15 protein-coding genes are annotated in these 16,692 nt (G+C 62.4%); 7 read left to right on the top strand and 8 right to left on the bottom strand.

Annotated features, from left to right (window positions below; translation table 11 throughout):
- The first annotated feature begins 34 nt into the window (after positions 1–34).
- A complete protein-coding gene (locus ACTFPK_RS02010) occupies positions 35–1,150 on the top strand; it encodes a GuaB3 family IMP dehydrogenase-related protein (RefSeq protein ID WP_274733290.1) in 1,116 nt (371 codons plus the stop codon).
- 87 nt (positions 1,151–1,237) lie between these two features.
- Here ACTFPK_RS02010 and ACTFPK_RS02005 read toward each other — a convergent pair whose 3' ends face one another.
- From ACTFPK_RS02005 to ACTFPK_RS01980, 6 genes are all read right to left on the bottom strand, one after another.
- Positions 1,238–1,669 (bottom strand): GNAT family N-acetyltransferase, encoded by a 432-nt coding sequence (locus ACTFPK_RS02005; RefSeq protein ID WP_274733289.1) that lies wholly within the window; start codon positions 1,667–1,669, stop codon positions 1,238–1,240.
- Positions 1,666–3,852 carry an NAD(+) synthase gene (locus ACTFPK_RS02000; RefSeq protein WP_274733288.1) on the bottom strand — a complete coding sequence of 729 codons (2,187 nt, stop codon included), beginning with the start codon at positions 3,850–3,852 and terminating at the stop codon, positions 1,666–1,668. Before ACTFPK_RS02000 ends, ACTFPK_RS02005 begins: the two co-directional genes overlap by 4 nt.
- A 4-nt stretch (positions 3,853–3,856) precedes the next feature.
- Positions 3,857–4,996, bottom strand: a complete 1,140-nt coding sequence (ald, locus tag ACTFPK_RS01995) for an alanine dehydrogenase (protein ID WP_274733286.1) — start codon at positions 4,994–4,996, stop codon at positions 3,857–3,859.
- Between the two features lie 113 nt (positions 4,997–5,109).
- Positions 5,110–6,015, bottom strand: coding sequence for a hypothetical protein (locus ACTFPK_RS01990; RefSeq protein WP_439910967.1), 906 nt, complete (start codon positions 6,013–6,015; stop codon positions 5,110–5,112).
- A complete protein-coding gene (locus ACTFPK_RS01985) occupies positions 6,008–6,865 on the bottom strand; it encodes an ATP-binding cassette domain-containing protein (RefSeq protein ID WP_274733282.1) in 858 nt (285 codons plus the stop codon). Before ACTFPK_RS01985 ends, ACTFPK_RS01990 begins: the two co-directional genes overlap by 8 nt.
- Complete coding sequence (locus ACTFPK_RS01980) at positions 6,862–7,230, bottom strand: GntR family transcriptional regulator (protein ID WP_274733280.1); 369 nt, start codon at positions 7,228–7,230, stop codon at positions 6,862–6,864. Before ACTFPK_RS01980 ends, ACTFPK_RS01985 begins: the two co-directional genes overlap by 4 nt.
- Before the next feature lie 141 nt (positions 7,231–7,371).
- Here ACTFPK_RS01980 and ACTFPK_RS01975 point away from each other — a divergent pair, with 141 nt between their 5' ends.
- From ACTFPK_RS01975 to ACTFPK_RS01950, 6 genes are all read left to right on the top strand, one after another.
- Positions 7,372–8,391 carry a Gfo/Idh/MocA family oxidoreductase gene (locus ACTFPK_RS01975; protein WP_274733278.1) on the top strand — a complete coding sequence of 340 codons (1,020 nt, stop codon included), beginning with the start codon at positions 7,372–7,374 and terminating at the stop codon, positions 8,389–8,391.
- Between the two features lie 3 nt (positions 8,392–8,394).
- Positions 8,395–10,095, top strand: a complete 1,701-nt coding sequence (locus tag ACTFPK_RS01970) for a sodium:solute symporter family protein (protein WP_274733277.1) — start codon at positions 8,395–8,397, stop codon at positions 10,093–10,095.
- Positions 10,096–10,539 carry a hypothetical protein gene (locus ACTFPK_RS01965; protein WP_274733275.1) on the top strand — a complete coding sequence of 148 codons (444 nt, stop codon included), beginning with the start codon at positions 10,096–10,098 and terminating at the stop codon, positions 10,537–10,539.
- Between the two features lie 39 nt (positions 10,540–10,578).
- Positions 10,579–12,426: an FAD-binding protein gene (locus ACTFPK_RS01960; protein WP_274733273.1), complete on the top strand. Its 1,848-nt coding sequence runs from the start codon at positions 10,579–10,581 to the stop codon at positions 12,424–12,426.
- 193 nt (positions 12,427–12,619) lie between these two features.
- Positions 12,620–12,850 (top strand): hypothetical protein, encoded by a 231-nt coding sequence (locus ACTFPK_RS01955; RefSeq protein ID WP_274733272.1) that lies wholly within the window; start codon positions 12,620–12,622, stop codon positions 12,848–12,850.
- Positions 12,851–12,953: 103 nt separating this feature from the next.
- Positions 12,954–13,496 carry a hypothetical protein gene (locus ACTFPK_RS01950; RefSeq protein ID WP_274733270.1) on the top strand — a complete coding sequence of 181 codons (543 nt, stop codon included), beginning with the start codon at positions 12,954–12,956 and terminating at the stop codon, positions 13,494–13,496.
- Positions 13,497–13,666: 170 nt separating this feature from the next.
- Here the strand turns inward: ACTFPK_RS01950 and ACTFPK_RS01945 are convergent, their stop codons facing one another.
- Together ACTFPK_RS01945 and pta are read right to left on the bottom strand one after the other, a co-directional pair.
- Positions 13,667–14,842 carry an acetate/propionate family kinase gene (locus ACTFPK_RS01945; RefSeq protein WP_126134734.1) on the bottom strand — a complete coding sequence of 392 codons (1,176 nt, stop codon included), beginning with the start codon at positions 14,840–14,842 and terminating at the stop codon, positions 13,667–13,669.
- A 70-nt stretch (positions 14,843–14,912) separates the two neighbouring features.
- On the bottom strand, positions 14,913–16,541 hold the full coding sequence (pta, locus tag ACTFPK_RS01940; RefSeq protein ID WP_439910966.1) for a phosphate acetyltransferase: 1,629 nt from the start codon (positions 16,539–16,541) through the stop codon (positions 14,913–14,915).
- Positions 16,542–16,692: the final 151 nt, after the last annotated feature.

Raw genomic sequence — 16,692 nt, 5'->3', positions numbered from 1 at the left:
GCCGCGGCGGGCGCGGGCCGGTAAAGTGGAGGGCGTGAGCGAAATCGAGATTGGGCGCGGCAAACGCGCGCGGATAACCTATACCCTGGACGACGTCGCGATTGTGCCCACCCGGCGCACCCGCGACGTTCGCGAAGTCTCTACCGCCTGGCAGTTAGACGCCTACCACCTCGATATCCCGGTGCTCAGTGCCCCCATGGATTCGGTGGCCTCCCCGGATATGATGATCCGCCTGGGGCGCGCCGGAGGATTGGGCGTGGCGGACCTCGAAGGTCTGTGGACCCGTTATGAGAACCCCACCCCGCTGTACGAAGAAATTGCGCAGCTGGCTCCCGAACACGCCACCGCGCGGCTCCAGCAGGTCTACGCGGAACGCCCCATCGATACCGGGCTGGTGCGTTACCGGGTCGCCCAGCTGCGGGCAGCCGGAATCACCGTGGCCGGGGCCTGCTCGCCGGGGCACGCGAAAGAAATTGTGCCGCCGGCCGCCGATGCCGGCCTGGATCTCCTGGTCATCCGCGGGACCACGGTGAGTGCCGAGCATGTATCTACCACCCGTGAACCGCTCAACCTGCGCGGTCTTATTTACGATCTTGATATTCCGGTGCTCGTGGGCGGGGCCGTCACCTACCAGAGCGCATTGCATCTCATGCGCACCGGCGCGGCCGGGGTGCTGGCCGGTTACGGGGGAGGGGCCGCTTCCGCGACGTTGCGTACCGTGGGGATCGCTGCCCCGATGGCGACGACGATTGCCGATATCGCGGCCGCCCGCCGTGACTACCTTGACGAATCGGGCGGGCGCTACGTGCATGTGATTGCGGACGGCTCGGTAGGTAGCTCCGGGGACCTCATTAAAGCCCTCGCTTGCGGAGCAGACGGCGTGATGCTCGGAACTATTCTGGCGCGGGCCAGCGAAGCACCCGGGCGTGGCTGGCACTGGGGACCGGAAGCCCGCCACCCTCGCCTACCCCGCGGGGAACGCGTATGGGTGGGCACCGCGGGAACCCTGGAAGAAATCCTCACCGGTCCCACCTCAAGCGCCCGCGGGCACACCAATATTATGGGGGCGCTGCGTCACGCTATGGCCGCTAATGGTTACTCCGATTGCAAGGAGTTCCAGCGCGCTCAAGTGGTGGTGCGCGCCCACTAGCGCCGGGGCCGGGCGCGCAGGGTTAAGCGCGCACGCGCCCCGTCAAGCTGTATGCAGCCAGGCCCGGACCGCTCAGAGCACCACGATTTACTGGGCGTGATAGCGGTATACGTTGGTATCCCGCGCCTCGAAACCGCAGCGCCGGTAGAGCCGGTTGGCAGCTTCGCGGCTGGGCCGGGAGGTCAGATCCACCGATTTCACCCCGAGCCGGGCCGCGTGCGCCAGGGCGGCTTCTACGAGTTGCTGGCCGGCGCCGTGGCCGCGGGCGGCGTCGTCCACCACCACGTCCTCGATCCAGGCGCGCGTTCCGGTGGGGATCTGGAAAGTCACGAGGGTGAGCATCCCGAGGATCGGGGCGCCTTCTTCCACCCGGTACACCAATTGGTAGACCCCGGGCTGGGCGAGCAACTGCGCGGCGGTGCTACGTGATAATGGCGCGCTACTCGAGGAAAGCTGGGGGATGAGGCGCTGGCAGGCCGCCAGGAAATCCTCGGTAACGGTTTCTTGCAGGGAAATCATGCGTCCTCCGTGGGGATAGTAGCCAGATCGGCCAGCCAGACCCGGCTGGTGGCATCGGACGGCATCCGCCAATCCCCGCGCGGGGAGAGCGAGCCACCCGAAAGGATCTTCGGGCCGTTCGGGAGAGTGGAACGTTTGAATTGCTGGGAGAAGAAACGGCGGTAGAACAGCTCCATCCACGTCTTGATCTCCGCCAGGTTATAGGTGTGGCGGGCATCGCCCTCAATACCTTCCGGCCAGAAACCGCGGGAGGCATCGCCCCAGGCTTCCCGGGCCAGGAAAGCAATTTTCGAGGGCCGGAAACCGTAGCGCAGCGCGAAGTAGAGGGTGAAATCTTGGAGTTCGTAGGGGCCGATTTTCTCCTGGGTGGATTGCAGCGCCCCGCCCGCATCCGCGGGAACCAGCTCCGGGGAAATCTCCGTATTGAGAATATCCGTGAGGGCCTGCGCCGCCGCGCCGGCCAGGAAGTCCTGGCGCGCCATCCAGCGCAGCACGTGCTGCATAAAGGTTTTCGGCATCCCGGCATTGACATTGTAGTGACTCATATGGTCACCCACCCCGAAGGTGCACCACCCGAGGGCCAGTTCCGAAAGATCCCCGGTACCCAGCACGATGCCGCTGTGGAACCCGGCCAGCCGGAATAGGTAATCGGTGCGCAACCCGGCTTGTACATTCTCGAAGGTGAGGTCATAGACCGGCTCGCCATTCGCGAAAGGATGGCCCATATCGGCCAACATCTGGCGGGCCGCCGGGCGAATATCGATTTCTTCCAGCGGCACCCCCACGGCCTCACACAGCGCATAGGCATTGTTCTTGGTGTGCTGCGAGGTAGCGAAACCGGGCAGGGTATAGGCGAGGATATCCGTGCGGGGGCGCTCCATAAGATCCATGGCCCGGCAGGCCACCAGCAGCGCATGGGTGGAATCCAGCCCGCCGGACACCCCGATAATCACCTTGGCGGAACCGGTGGCCCGCAGCCGGGTGATAAGTGCGTAAACCTGGATGGAAAAAGCCTCAAAACAATCGCGATCCGGATTGCGTTCGCTACCTCCCATAAAGGGGAAACGCACCACTTCGCGGTGCAGGCGCTGCTGCGCCGGGGCAACCGCGCTCATATCCGGGATACCGGCCGTGAAATTAATGGTGCGGAAAGAATCCGCCCCGGGATCGGTGTAGGCATCGCGTTCGGTTCCTTGGGTGAGCGCATTGTCATTAAAGGAGCCGTTGCGCTGGCGTTCCTGGCGGATACGATCCAGGTCAATATCGCCCAGGGTGGCGCTATGGCCAGCCGAGAAACGCTGCCCGGCCGCGATTTTTTCCCCGCACTCGTAGATAACGGTTTGGCCATCCCAGGCTAGATCGGTGGAGGATTCCCATTCCCCGTTCGCCGCATACACGTAGGCGGCTGCGCAGCGTGCCGAGGCTCCCCGAATAAGGAGGTCACGGTCATCTTCACGCCCCACCGTGACCGGGGAACCCGAAAGATTAACGAGCACCTGCGCCCCGGCCAGGGCCGCGCGCGCCGAAGGCGGGATAGGCACCCACATGTCCTCACAGATTTCCACGTGGAAACTGAAGCCCGGGATATCACTGGCGGAGAAAATCAGATCCGGGCCGAAGGGAACGGTATCCCGCCCGAGCGTATAGGCCCAGGCTTCCTCGGTTTGCGCTAATTCGGCCTTCGCTTCCTCGGAAAGCCCGGTGCTCCAGGCGGCATCCGTGCGCACACCCGGTAGCTCGATTGACGCATTCCGCAGTCCCGCCCCGGAAGCGAAATGCCGCTTCTCGTAGAATTCCCGGTAATTGGGGATATAGGACTTGGGAACTACCCCGAGCACATTCCCGTGGTGGAGCACAACCGCGCAGTTGTAGAGGCGGTTGCGCCAGTGCAGCGGCGCCCCCACGATAAGGGCCGCATCGAATTCCACGCTTGCCGCGCGTACGGTTTCCAGGCCATCCAGGGTGGCGCGCAGCAGCGCATCCTGGAGGAATAGATCCTCCGCGGAATACCCGGTGAGGCTCAGTTCCGGGAATACGGCCAGTGCCGCTCCCCGCGCGCTCACCTCCCGGGCCGCAGCAATAATGGCCTGGGCATTGCGCTGCGGATCGGCCAGCACCACTTCCGGGGAGCAGGCGGCCACGCGCACAAAACCGTGACTGTAGATCGAGGAAAAATCGCTCATGGGTCTAGTCTGCCATTGCCTGCGACACGCAGGAATCGTCAAATTCAGATTCGGGCAGGTCAAGCTGTGCGCGCAGCGAATCAAAAACCCCGCGGTGGGTGATTTTCCCACCGCTGATATTCACGCCGCTAGCGAAACCGGGATCCGCGCTGGTGGCCGCGCGCCACCCCTGGCCCGCCAGGCGCACCACGTAGGGGAGTGTCGCCGTCGTGAGAGCTTCTGTGGAAGTACGCGGAACCGCGCCGGGCATATTGGCCACGCAATAGAAAATTTTGCCGTCCACCGTGAAGGTCGGCTCATCGTGGGTGGTGGGATGGGAATCCTCAAAACATCCGCCCTGGTCAATGGCAATATCAACGAGCACGCTGCCCGGGCGCATCCGCTCCACCATCGCGGAGGTCACCAGTTTCGGGGTGGAGGAGCCCGGCACCAGCACCGTGCCGATAACCAGATCGGCATCCGCCACCTGCTCCTCAATGGTTTGCGCGGTGGAAGCCAGGGTGGTGAGCATTCCGGCGTGGCGCATCTCCAGCTGGGCGAGACGCTCAATATTAATATCCAGGATCGTGACATTCGCACCCATCCCGGCGGCCATAACCGCGGCGGATTCCCCGGCGATGCCCGCCCCGATAACGGTCACCTTGCCCTTACGGGTCCCGGCCACCCCGCCGATAAGAATTCCGGCCCCGCCCTGCGCGTCGAGGAGGTAATGCGAACCCACAATGGGGGCGAGTTTGCCGGCCACCCGGCTCATGGGGGCGAGCAGCGGCAGCGCGGCGCGTTCGCGCACGGTCTCATAGGCGATGGCGGTGGTGCCGGCATCCAGGAGCGCGCGCGCCAGTTTCGGCTGGGAGGCCAGGTGCAGATAGGTGAAAAGCACCAGGTCTTCACGGAGGTATCCGTATTCTTCCGGTTCGGGTTCCTTGACTTTGAGAACTGCATCGGCGCCCCATACCTCGGCTGCTGCGGCGCAGATCCGTGCCCCGGCGGTAGCGTAGGCGGCGTCGGCGCATCCGGAGGCCGCCCCGGCTCCGGCCTGGACCAGCACCGTGTGCCCGGCCGCGGTGAGTTCGCGCGCACCGGCCGGGGTGAGCGCGACCCGGTATTCGTTATTCTTCAGTTCTGTGGGAACGCCAATAATCATGTGCTTAGTCTACGGTGCGGCCTGCCGCTGCTCCTAGGTAGGAACGACGACGGCGCTGCGGGACGCGCGTCACCGCGCGCCCCGCAGCGGGTTCCCGCTTCCAGCCCTTCCAGCTAGAGTCGCACCAAATGCAGCCGCCCGGTGGAGCGCCGCGCCAGCGCCCAGCTCATCACGGCGCAGGTGCCGAAGATCAGCACGAAGGCGATCATCGCCATAAATGCCTTGTTGGCGGTGAGGAATTCGGAGATGCCGGCGGAATCGCCCACCCGCTCAATCCAGTGTGCGAAGTCCGTGCCGGTGCGCGCGGCCCAGGCGCTGAAACTCTCCCAGTGGGGCAGCCAGAGGCGGCGAATAAATCCGCCCAGGCCCGTGATGCCGATGAGGTAGCCCACCAGGGAGAGCCCGGCAAAGAAGGCGATGACCACCAGGGCTGCCCGGCCTAGTGTGCTCAGCGACCAGCGTAGGAAGAAGGTGGTGAGAAGAACAATGGTGAAGAACAATGCTAGAACACCGGGCCACATGGGAATGAGCGTGAACCAGATGCTGCCGGATTCCGTCGCGTTCCCGTTCATCAAGGTGGCGCCATCGAGGAGCCGGGAACCGTTCCCGCTGCGTATCAAGGTGAACGCGATGAGGAGGAGCACGGCGGTGATCGCCAAGTATTCGGCACTCATCCGCGCGGCCGCACGTGCCAGGGTGGTGAAGAACTTCCGCCGCGTGGTACCTGCTTGCAGATGAGCACGCATGGAAATCGTGGAGAGCATTGCTACCATGGCCATTCCGCAAGCCAAGCAGATCCACGTCAGCATAATCCAGTTGAGGAAATCGTGATCGACACCTTCGATAGGCATATGCGGGAGGTTACTTGTGGCCAGGGCTAGTGCAGTAATGAAAATCAGGGTGCACCCCGTGATCAGCCACAGAGTCCGGTAGAAATAGGAGAAAAGGCCGCGGTATCCGATAACGCGCCGAGCGGTCAGATCAATGGCGGAATTGACGCGGTGATACAGCTTAATCATGATCGACTCCAATCTGGGTGCGGGTGGGTTCCCCGGTGGCAGCCACCGTGCCGGCCGGCGGGGTACCGGGCCGGGGCGCGTGGCCTGCCAGCGGGCGTGCCAGGCGTTCGCGTTGGGCGGGGGAGAGCGTCGTCGTTACGAGCACATCGGTGAGGGAGGCGAGGCTATCCGTGGAATGGCGCGCGCGAACCTCATCGGCGTCACCGGCTTCCAGGAGCTTGCCGCGGTGGAGGAAAACCACGCTATCGACAAGATTTTCCACTTCCTCAAGCAGGTGGGAGGAGAGGATGATTGTGCGCGGATGTTCAGCGAAATCACTGAGCAGTACCCGGTAGAACAGTTCGCGCATCACCGCGTCCATCCCCAGGTGGACCTCATCGAATACGGTAATGGGGCAGCGCGCTGCCAGCCCCAAAATCGCGGAGAAAAGGGAGCGCTGGCCTACCGATAACCCATCGACAGTCCGGGAAGGATTCAGTTCAAAAAGCTCGAAAAGCTCCCGGGCGAAATCCTCATCCCAGGTGGGGCGGGCCATGCGCCACAGATCCATGGTCAGGGTGAGCGGCGAGCCGGAAAGAGCCTCCACCCGCGCGGGAATATAGGCGACCCCGGGCATGACTTCCGGGTTCTCATCCACCGGATGCCCGTCAATAAAGATTTTCCCTGTGGCGCGCCCGTGGCTGCGCCATATCGGGAGGAGCCCGGCGATGAGCATCCCGAGCGTGGACTTGCCTGAGCCGTTGCGGCCAAAGAGGCCGGTGATGGTGTTATGACCGATCTCCACGCTGAGGTCATCGAGGGCGCGGCTGCCGCGCCGGTAGCTGAAATTCAGGTTCTCGATACTAATCATTGGTTCTCCTCCCAATAGGTCGAGACGAGTGCGGAAATTTCCGCCGGGCTCAGGCCCAGCACCCGGCCCGCGGCCAGGGCCGGGGCGAGGGTGTCACTCAGGTAGGTGGCGCGCCCGCGTTCGCGTAAGGCCGCCTGGGCGCTCGCGGTGACGAACATGCCGATGCCGCGGCGTTTTTCCAGGATTCCTTCCTCTACGAGGAGGGAAAAAGCTTTGTTCGCGGTGGCGGGATTAATGCGGTAGGTAGTGGCGTATTCGGTGGTAGACATGACCTTTTCTCCGGGCCCTAATTCGCCGGAAAGAATACGACGACGCAGATCTTCGGCGAGTTGCACATAGATAGGCACCGCTGAACTGAACTCCATCGCATCCTCCCTTCTTGGTTAGTTACATAACTAATGAACCACAGAACTAGGGAAGATGCAAGTTTGCGGGTGTGTGACGCGGGTCTCTTCGGCGGGGTTGAAATTGCTTTAGGCTAATGTCACGTTTGGAAGGAATCCCTGTTGAAAATTGGTTTACTGGGAGCGGGTCGCGCCGGGCTTATGCACGCGCGCATTCTCGCCCACCGTGTTGATGAACTTGTTATTGCCGAACCGAAGCCGGAGCGCAGTGCCGCCGTCGTCGCAGAACTCCAGGGTGAGGCTGCAACTCGTGCCCGTATCAGTGAAGCAAGCGTGGACGCCACCCTCGCTGATCCCACCCTGGACGCCCTTGTCCTCACCAGCCCCACGGATGTGCACGCCGAGCAGTTACTGCGCGGCATGGACCTGGGGATCCCCATGTTTACCGAGAAGCCGGTATCCACGTCGCTGGCCTCGACCCTGCAGGTGCGCGCGGCGGCCCGCGAGCGCGGGGCCCGCATCCAGGTTGGTTTCCAGCGGCGCTTCGACACCGCCTACACCCGGGCCCGCGCGGCGGTGCGCGAGGAAAGCCTGGGTCAGCTGCGGCGCCTGAGCATGGGAACCATGGACCAGGCCCCGGCCGCGCGTGAATTCTTGGCGGCTTCGGGTGGCATCTACATCGATTGCCTCATCCACGATTTCGATATGCTGCGCTGGGTAACCGGGCGGGAAGTCATCGAAGTAATGGCTTTCGGCACCGACCTGGGCCTGCCTGATTTCCGCGATTTCGCAGATGTATGCGAAACAGCAGCGGTACTGCGCCTGGAAGGCGATGTGCTGGCCACCGCGCAATCCTCGCGTTTCAACGGCCACGGTTACGACGTGCGCATGGAACTGCACGGAACCAAGGAAACCCTCGCGGTTGGTTTCGATAGCAAACTGCCCGTGCGTTCCCTTGAGGATGGGGTTTCCTATCCGCAAGAGCCCGCCTGGGTGGATTTCATCGCCCGCTTCGCCGCGTGTTACGAACGTGAAATTGAGGCGTTCTTGGAGGTAGTTGCGGGTAGCGGGGAGATTCCCGCCACGGTCGACGACGCCGTCGCCTCCCTACGCATCGCGGAAGCTGTACGGTTATCGCAACGCGAGCACCGGGTGGTTTCCCTGGCCGAAATTGAGGGCTAAAGCATGGATTTGCGGCTCGACGCGAGCGCTTTCGACTACAGCTTCGTGGTGCTCTACCTGGTGCTGGTCCTCGTCATCGGCGTGGTTACCCGGCGCAAGGTGAATACTTCGGAAGATTTTTTCCTCTCGGGGCGCTCCTTGCCCGCGTGGATCTGCGCGCTGGCTTTCCTCTCCGCGAATATCGGGGCGGTGGAACTCATCGGGATGGCGGCTTCCGGTTCCCAATACGGGCTACCGACGGTGCACTACTACTGGATCGGCGCGGTGCCGGCCATGGTTTTCCTCGGGCTCATCATGATGCCCTTTTACTACGGCTCGCGGGTGCGTTCGGTTCCCGAATATCTGCGTTTGCGTTTCGACCGGCCCACCCACCTCTACCAATCGGTGATTTTCTCAGTGGCTACCATCCTGGTGGCCGGGATTAACCTCTTCGCCCTCGCGCTTCTCATTAATGTGCTCATCGGGGTGCCGCTATGGGCCTCGATTATTATCGCGGCCGGTGTGGTGCTCGTGTATACGGTGATGGGCGGGCTCACCGCCACCATGTACAACGAGGTTTTGCAATTCCTGCTCATCGTTGCGGTGCTCACCCCGCTCACCATCGCCGGGCTGGCGCGGGTGGGCGGGCCGGGTGGTCTGATCGCCGCACTCAATGAGACCCAGGTACTCGGCCCGAACGGCCTGGATGTGTGGGGTGGAACCGGGCTCGGTAACACCACGAACCCGTACGGGAATTGGATCGCGCTGCTGCTGGGGATGGGCTTTGTCAATTCCTTCGGGTACTGGACCACGAATTTCACCGAGGTGCAGCGGGCGCTTTCCGCCAAAGATATGCGTTCGGCACGGCTGACCCCGATTCTCGCGGCGATCCCGAAAATGTTTTTGCCGCTTATTATTATCGTGCCCGGGCTTATTGCCGCGGTCCTCATCCCGCAGCTGCACACCGGAGAGATCACCCATAATGAAGCTTTCCCGGCCCTTATGGGGGAGGTACTCCCGCACGGGCTGCTGGGCATGGCCCTCGCCGGGCTCATTGCGGCCTTTATGGCCGGGATGGCGGCGAATGTTTCGTCTTTCAATACTGTGGTTACCTACGATATTTGGGAAACTTACGTGCGCCCGGGCCGGCGCGATACCTACTACATTAAAATCGGGCGGCGCCTGACGATCATCGGGGTGCTCATCGCCGTCGGGGCGGCGTTTATTGCCGCGGAATTCTCCAATATTCAGGACTACACCCAGATGCTGCAGTCCATTTTCAACGCTCCGCTGTTCGCCACGTTCATTATGGGAATGTTCTGGGCGCGTATGAGCCCGCAGGCCGGGCTGTGGGGCCTGGTGGCGGGCGCGGCCGGGGCCGGGTTTATCCAGCTTGGTTACGCAAACGGGCTGCTGGACTTCAATTCCTCCCAGGCGGCCTCCTTTACGGCTTCCGGTATTGCTTTTATCGCTGATTTCATCGTTTCGGTGCTCGTCACGAAAATGACGCGCCCCAAGCCGATTGAGGAACTCGACGGGCTGGTGTGGGGCCGTGTCAAGATGGATATTAAGGGCGCGCGCCCGGCCCCCAAACTGCACGAAGCCCGGGTGGCCGAAGCCCGCGAACGTGCCCTCACCGGCGAAAAACTGCACTGGTGGGAAGAGCCGCTTCCGCTGGGTATCGCGGTGCTGACGGTGTGCGCGGTGCTCAATGTGGTGCTGTAAATGAAGGGACGCGACGATATGAACGACGACGCAGCGCGGCGGAGCGCCGCGCGCGCGGGCGGGGCGGACTCGAGCCACGTGGGTGCGGCAAACGCGAGCCATGCGGGCAGAGAAAACGCGAGCCATGCGGGCGCGGCGGCGGAGGCGCAACTACCCGAGGCGCGCCTCGGGCGGCTCTCGCTTTTTGACCTGCGCACCTGGATCGCCATCATGTTCGGGGTTTTCGGCATCATGCTGGCCGGCTACGGGCTCTTCTTCGTGACCGAGGAAGATCTGGCCAAAGCCGCGGGCATCAACCTCAACCTCTGGACCGGTCTAGCGATGATTATTGTGGCGATCTTCTTCGCCGCTCGCAGCGCCGCGGCCCCGCAGGTACTTTCCGAAGCCCTCGGATCGCGGCTGCCGGATGAGGAGACGGAGCCCACCGCGCCGCGGGAGAGCTAAGATAATGTGCAAGCCTAACGACTACGTCAGGGGACACTTATGACCATTGCGGTTGCCTACAAAATTGCCGGTGATCCACGTTCAGCGCACGTTTTGGATTCCGGTGTGGTGGATTGGAGCGGCGCGCGCCTCTCCATTAGCGACGACGACGCCGTTGCCATGCGGGCAGCGCGGGAACTCGGCGACGCCCTGGGCACCGAGGTTGTGGGTATCACCCTGGGCCCCGACTCCATCGGCACTCCGGCGCTGCGCAAGAACGCGCTCTCCAAAGGTCCGGATCGCCTCCTCGTGGTGAGTGATGATGCCACCACCAGCTGGAATTCCACCGCGGTGGGGGAGGCCCTGGCGCGGGTGGTCCAGCGCGACGGCACCATCACCGCACTCATCACCGGTCCGGGTTCCACCGACGAAGGCTCGAAGATGGTTTCCGGCGTTATTGCCGGGGCGCTGGGCTGGCCGTCTTTCCAGGATGTTTCAGCCATCACCACGGCGGGAGAGGATCTTCTCCTCACCCAGCACACCGGCGGGCAGCGCCGCGAGGTGCGCGTGACCGGCCCGGTGGTCATCGCGGTGACCTCCGATGCCGCGGCTGTCAAAGTCCCGGCCATGAAGGATATCCTCGACGCCGCCAAGAAACCCGCGCAGCTTCTCACCGCCGCCGACCTTGGCGATATGGAAGGGCGTACTCTTGACCCCATCGCGCGTGCGGTTCCGCCCGTCCAACCTCGGCTTCACCAAATCCTTGACGGTCCCGGCGCCGTGAGCGAACTTGTGGGAATTCTAGATCGGCGCGGCCTGCTCCCCACCGCTGGTTCCACCGGTATTTCTGGCGACGACGCCGCCCTTCAGGCCGCCGGCACTCCCGCGGCAGAGGCATCGGCGGCTACCGGCGCGGCCCCGGAGCACGCGGTATGGGTGATCACGGCCGGCGCTGCTATTTCGCCTTTCCTTCCGGCCCTGCGCCGCTACGATGCAGTTCATGTGCTCGCTCTTGTCCCCGAAGGTGACATGGCTTCGGAAAGTGCGCAGCTGCCCGCCTTCCCGGATGCGACCAGCGTGCAGGTCATCACGCACGCCAGCGATGTGCCGCCGGAGGCCCTGAGCGCGGCGCTTACCGAGCTCGTGGATGCCCAACCCGGGGATATTGTGCTGGTTCCTAACGAGCCGAGCGAACGCGCGCTGGGCGGGGAGATCGCCGGCCGGCGCGGCTGGCCCATCCTCACCGATGTGCGGGAAGTCAGCGCCGCGCACGTGGTCAGCGGGCGTTTCGGTGCGATCTCCCTAGAAACTTACGCGCGCGCGGGAGTGACCTTCGTGGGCGTTATCGGATCTCTGCCCGGTACGGGAGCCTGCTCCGGCGCTGCCGCGGGATATGGAAATGCGCTTCGCGCAGGTGATGCTCCGGTAGCGGAGGTAGCGGCCCCGGCCGGCGCGATAGCGCCGGCGCGGATCACGGTAGCCGAAGCGGAAGATGTGTCCGAGCGGCGCTTGGCCACCGCCACCCGGGTGGTAGGTGCCGGTCGCGGTTTCGCCGCCAAGGAGGACCTGCGGCTCTTCCATGAGCTTGCCGAGGTTCTGGATGCCGCGGAAGGAGCAACCCGCCCGCTGGCCGAAGGGGATGCGTGGCTTCCGCGTGATTCCTACGTTGGGCTTTCGGGCACGGTTATCGCCCCGGATTTGTATATCGCCATCGGTATTTCCGGCCAGCCTCACCATACCGCGGGAGTCACGGATTCCGGCGTGATCGTGGTGATCAATAATGATCCCGAAGCGGAAATGTTCGAATTCTGTGATTACGGAATCGTTGGGGATCTCTACACGGTGCTTCCCGAGCTTATTACCCTCATCCGCAAGCGGGTAGCGGCCCCGGCCCCCGAAAGCCGGTAGCTGCCAAAAAACTGAGCGTTACCCAGGTTCCGGAAATAGGTGGTTGCGGGCTAGAAGTTGTCCACAGAATCTCCTAACGCCACCTTTGTCCACAGAGCGCCGAATAGGTCTATGCGGTGCCTCCACGTCATGCGAGAATGACGGAGAAGGAAGGTACCGACCTGGAACTCTGTGACTGAAGGAGCGGCACATCATGACTACACATCCGTACCGTTTGTCTTTCCCGGACCGTGTTTACAACTCGCTTGAAGATGTTCTCAAGCGCAAGGAAGAGATCTTGCGTGAAGTGAGAATGACTCGAGAAGAATTCGATCGGCGCGCTGATAACTACCAGCTCGGACCGGAAGAATCTGACGCCTACTTCGAGATGAAGGGCCTAGATTACTTCGAGGAAGTGTGCCGTGGTGAACGAATACTTAAATAAGCGTGCCGATGAATTTGCGGCGCACTTACAGTCGATTGGGGAGCTTCTCGACCCCGAGTTTTCTGTCGTGAAGCAAACACTTATGCAAGAAGAGCCTCCGACAATGATATTGTCGGGAAGTATTTACGCTGGTAGTTTTCTCATTGTCCGCTTCGATTACGCGGTTTTTCTCAATCCGGAGACCGGTCTTCTTACCGTTGAGGAATCAACGTTCTCGGTCATCCGGGGAGCAAAAAGTAGTGAGCCTTTGGTGCGTTGGGATTATATTCGCTCGCCACGCTCGAATATTCCCTGCGCGCATGTCCAGGTACATTCCCATCGTGATGAATGGACACATGCTTTACTCCTGGGCGGTAAGAATTCCCGGCGCTCGCGCCGGCGCATCAAGAATGAGGCTCGCACTCCCCGTATTGCCGATGTTCATTTCCCGGTAGGTGGGCGCAGATTCCGGCCCTGCTTGGAAGAAATCCTCCTTTTTGTTATTGACGAGTTCGGGGTGGCATGCACACCGGATGCCCGGGCAGCACTCCAGCAAGGCATGCGGGAGTGGGAGGAGAGCCAGGTGCGGGCCGTGGTGCGTCATAATCGCGCCATTGCACTCCAAGCCCTCGGCATGGGAGCGGTCCCGGCCTCCGAAAGCCGGTAGCTGCCAGGAAAACGGTAGCGGAGAGCAGCCTCGCCCCCTCGGGTATGGGGGCAGCCTTGGGTAGCAATCATTGCTTGATAAGCACAGAGCCTAATAAGCGGGGGGGGGAGTAACCGGATCGGTTACTCCCCCCCGCTGCGTCGTCATACCCGAAAGTAACGGGCGCGTGCCTAGACGAGCGTCATGGCCTGCTGAGCGATGGCCAGCTCCTCATTGGTGGGAACCACGAGCACATGCACCGTGGAATCCTCCGTGGAGATCTCACGCGCGTTCTTCGAGCGCGTGGAGTTCTTTTCGGCATCGTACTTGACACCGAAGGGAGCCAGGCGATCAAGAACTTCCTTGCGGATAATATCGTCATTCTCACCCACACCGGCGGTGAAGGTCAGGGCATCCAGGCCGCCAAGAATCGCGGTGTAGGAGCCGATGTACTTGACGATACGATGAACGTAAATATCCACCGCTTCCTTCGCGTTCTTATCTCCCTTTTCCACCATGGCATGCACGTCACGCAGATCGGAGGAACCGGTCAGGCCGGCCATACCGGACTGGCGGTTGAAGAGCTTATCGATTTCATCGATGGACATCTTCGCTTCGCGAGCCAGGTGGAAGACGGCGGCCGGATCGATATCACCGGTGCGCCCACCCATAACGAGGCCCTCCAGCGGGGTCAGGCCCATCGAAGTTTCCACCGCGCGGCCCGAATCCACCGCGGAAACCGAGGCGCCGTTACCGATATGAAGCACGATCTGCTTGAGATCATCGCGACCGAGGATCTTTGCTACCTCACCGGAAACATACTGGTGCGAGGTACCGTGCGCGCCGTAGCGGCGGATCTCATACTTATCGGCAATCTCGCGGTTGAGGCCGTAACGAGCGGCCTCTTCCGGCAGGCTCTGGAAGAAGGCAGTATCGAAAACCGCCACGTGCGGGACGTTGGGGAGCAGGCGCTGCGCCACCTTGATGCCCTCCAAGGCCGGCGGGTTGTGCAGCGGGCCGAGCGGCTGGAGATCTTCGATCTTCTGGCGCACCTCATCGGTAATGAGGGCCGGGCCATCGAAGTACTTACCGCCCTGAACCACGCGGTGCCCGACGGCGCGGATGGAGCCGTCATGCAGGGACGGGCCGGCGGCGTCGAAGAACTCGAGCACCTTCTCCATGCCGACTTCGTGATTGGGAATGGGGCCTTCCCATTCGCGCACGTCCTCGCCGTGTTCGTGCTTGACGTGGCCGGAGGGCAGGCCGATCTGCTCCACGAGGCCAGAGGCGAGTTCCTCACCCGATTCGGGGTCCACGACCTTGTACTTGATCGAGGAGGAGCCGGAATTAATTACGAGAACGGACAAAATGATCTCCTTGTGTCTGTGACCGGGTGGACGCCCACCCCTATAACTTCAGTGTAATGCCGGGTGCAGCTTATTCCTGCGCCTGGATCGCGGTAATCGCCACGGTATTGACGATATCCTCCACGAGCGCGCCGCGGGAAAGATCGTTGACCGGCTTATTGAGGCCCTGGAGCACCGGGCCCACGGCCACCGCACCCGAAGAACGCTGCACGGCCTTGTAGCCGATATTGCCGGCATTCAGATTCGGGAACACGAATACCGTGGCGCGGCCGGCTACCGGCGAATCAGGCAGCTTCTTCTTCGCGGCCGCGGCATCCACCGAAGCGTCGTACTGGAGCGGGCCGTCAATAAGAACGCCCTCGGGGGCGAGGCTCTTCGCGAGTTCCGTGGCTTCGCGCACCGCATCCACATCCGGTCCCTTCCCGGAGGTACCCGAGGAGTAGGAGAGCATGGCCACGCGCGGCTCAATGCCGAATTGCTGGGCGGTGCGGGCCGAATCAATGGCGATGCCGGCCAGCTCTTCCGGGGTGGGATTGGTGTTGACCGCGCAATCGGCGTACACGTAGACGCGATCATCCATGAGCATGAGGAAAGCACCGGAGACAGTCTTTGTGCCGGGCTTCATCTTGATGGTCTGGAAGGAAGGAACAATGGTATTCGCGGTGGTGTGGTTCGCGCCCGAAACCATGCCATCGGCGTCCCCCATGTAGACCATCATGGTGCCGTAGTAGGAAGGATCCTTCATCTTCTCCACGGCCTGCTCGTAGGTCACGCCCTTCTTGGCGCGCAGTTCGGCGAACTTTTCCGCGTAGCGGCGCACCCGCTCCGGGTCATCCAGGGAAATAATCTCCGCGCCGGACACATCCACCCCGAGCTCAGCTGCCCGGGCAAGAACCTCATCCTTTTCCCCGACCAGCGTAATATCTGCGATATCGCGAGCCAGGATCTGGGCGGTGGCTAGCAAAATGCGGTCATCTTCGGCTTCCGGCATAACAATGCGCTTCTTTGCCTTGCGGGCCCGGGCCGCTAGAGATGCCTGGAAGGACAGCGGGGTAATAACCGAGGATTCCTCTTCCATCGCGGCAACGAGGGTGGCCCGGTCCGCTTCGCTGAAGGAACGCGCCTCGCCGTCGGGGAGATAAATAGTAGGAATGCCCAGGTCACGCATGGTAGTGGGCACGGTGTCATCAGCGTCCACAACAATGAGGGCGCTCAGGGTTCCGTAGCGATCCGCGATTTCCTTCGCGGAAAGCTGGGCAACAACCTCCACCTGCGCGGCATTGCGCTGGGCTGCCGAGACGGCAACGATGCCGGTGGTTCCCAGGTTGGCGATGGTGCGGCCGGTACGCGAAAGCATCCCGGGATTAATGGGGTCCCCATCCAGAATGCCGAGGATGAGCACCGCATCGAAGTTCTGGACGTAATCGGTGTAGCGATTCACCAGCTGGGTCATGGCTTCTTCTTCGTCAGCCACGTAGGCCTGCCGGCTCGAACCCCAGGCGATATCGCGATCCTCGCCCCGGCCAACCTGGTCGAGCAGCTGAAGGAAGGCGGAGTCATTTTCGATATTTCCGTTGGTGAACGCCCGGAACACCCCGACGTTCTTGTAAGTGGAGGTGAGTACATCAACGTAGGCGCTGGCAACCGCCTGGGTGCCCGCATTGCCTTCTACCGCGGTGAAATATACGCTGTAGGTCACTTTCTTATCCTTCCGGCCCCTGCGGACCCTTGAAAAAATAGGCGTATCCACGCTGGGATATCCCTTCAAATAATCTCACATCTTGCGGGCAGATGTGCATGCCCAGCTCAGTCCCGTGCGCTCGGATGTGCGCCGTCGTTCTTCCGCGGTG

It is taken from the genome of Actinotignum sp. UMB0459, assembly GCF_051905915.1.
Lineage (GTDB): Bacteria > Actinomycetota > Actinomycetes > Actinomycetales > Actinomycetaceae > Actinotignum > Actinotignum sanguinis.
Note: the sequence above shows the minus strand (reverse complement) of the source record. Positions and strands in the feature narration are given on the sequence as shown.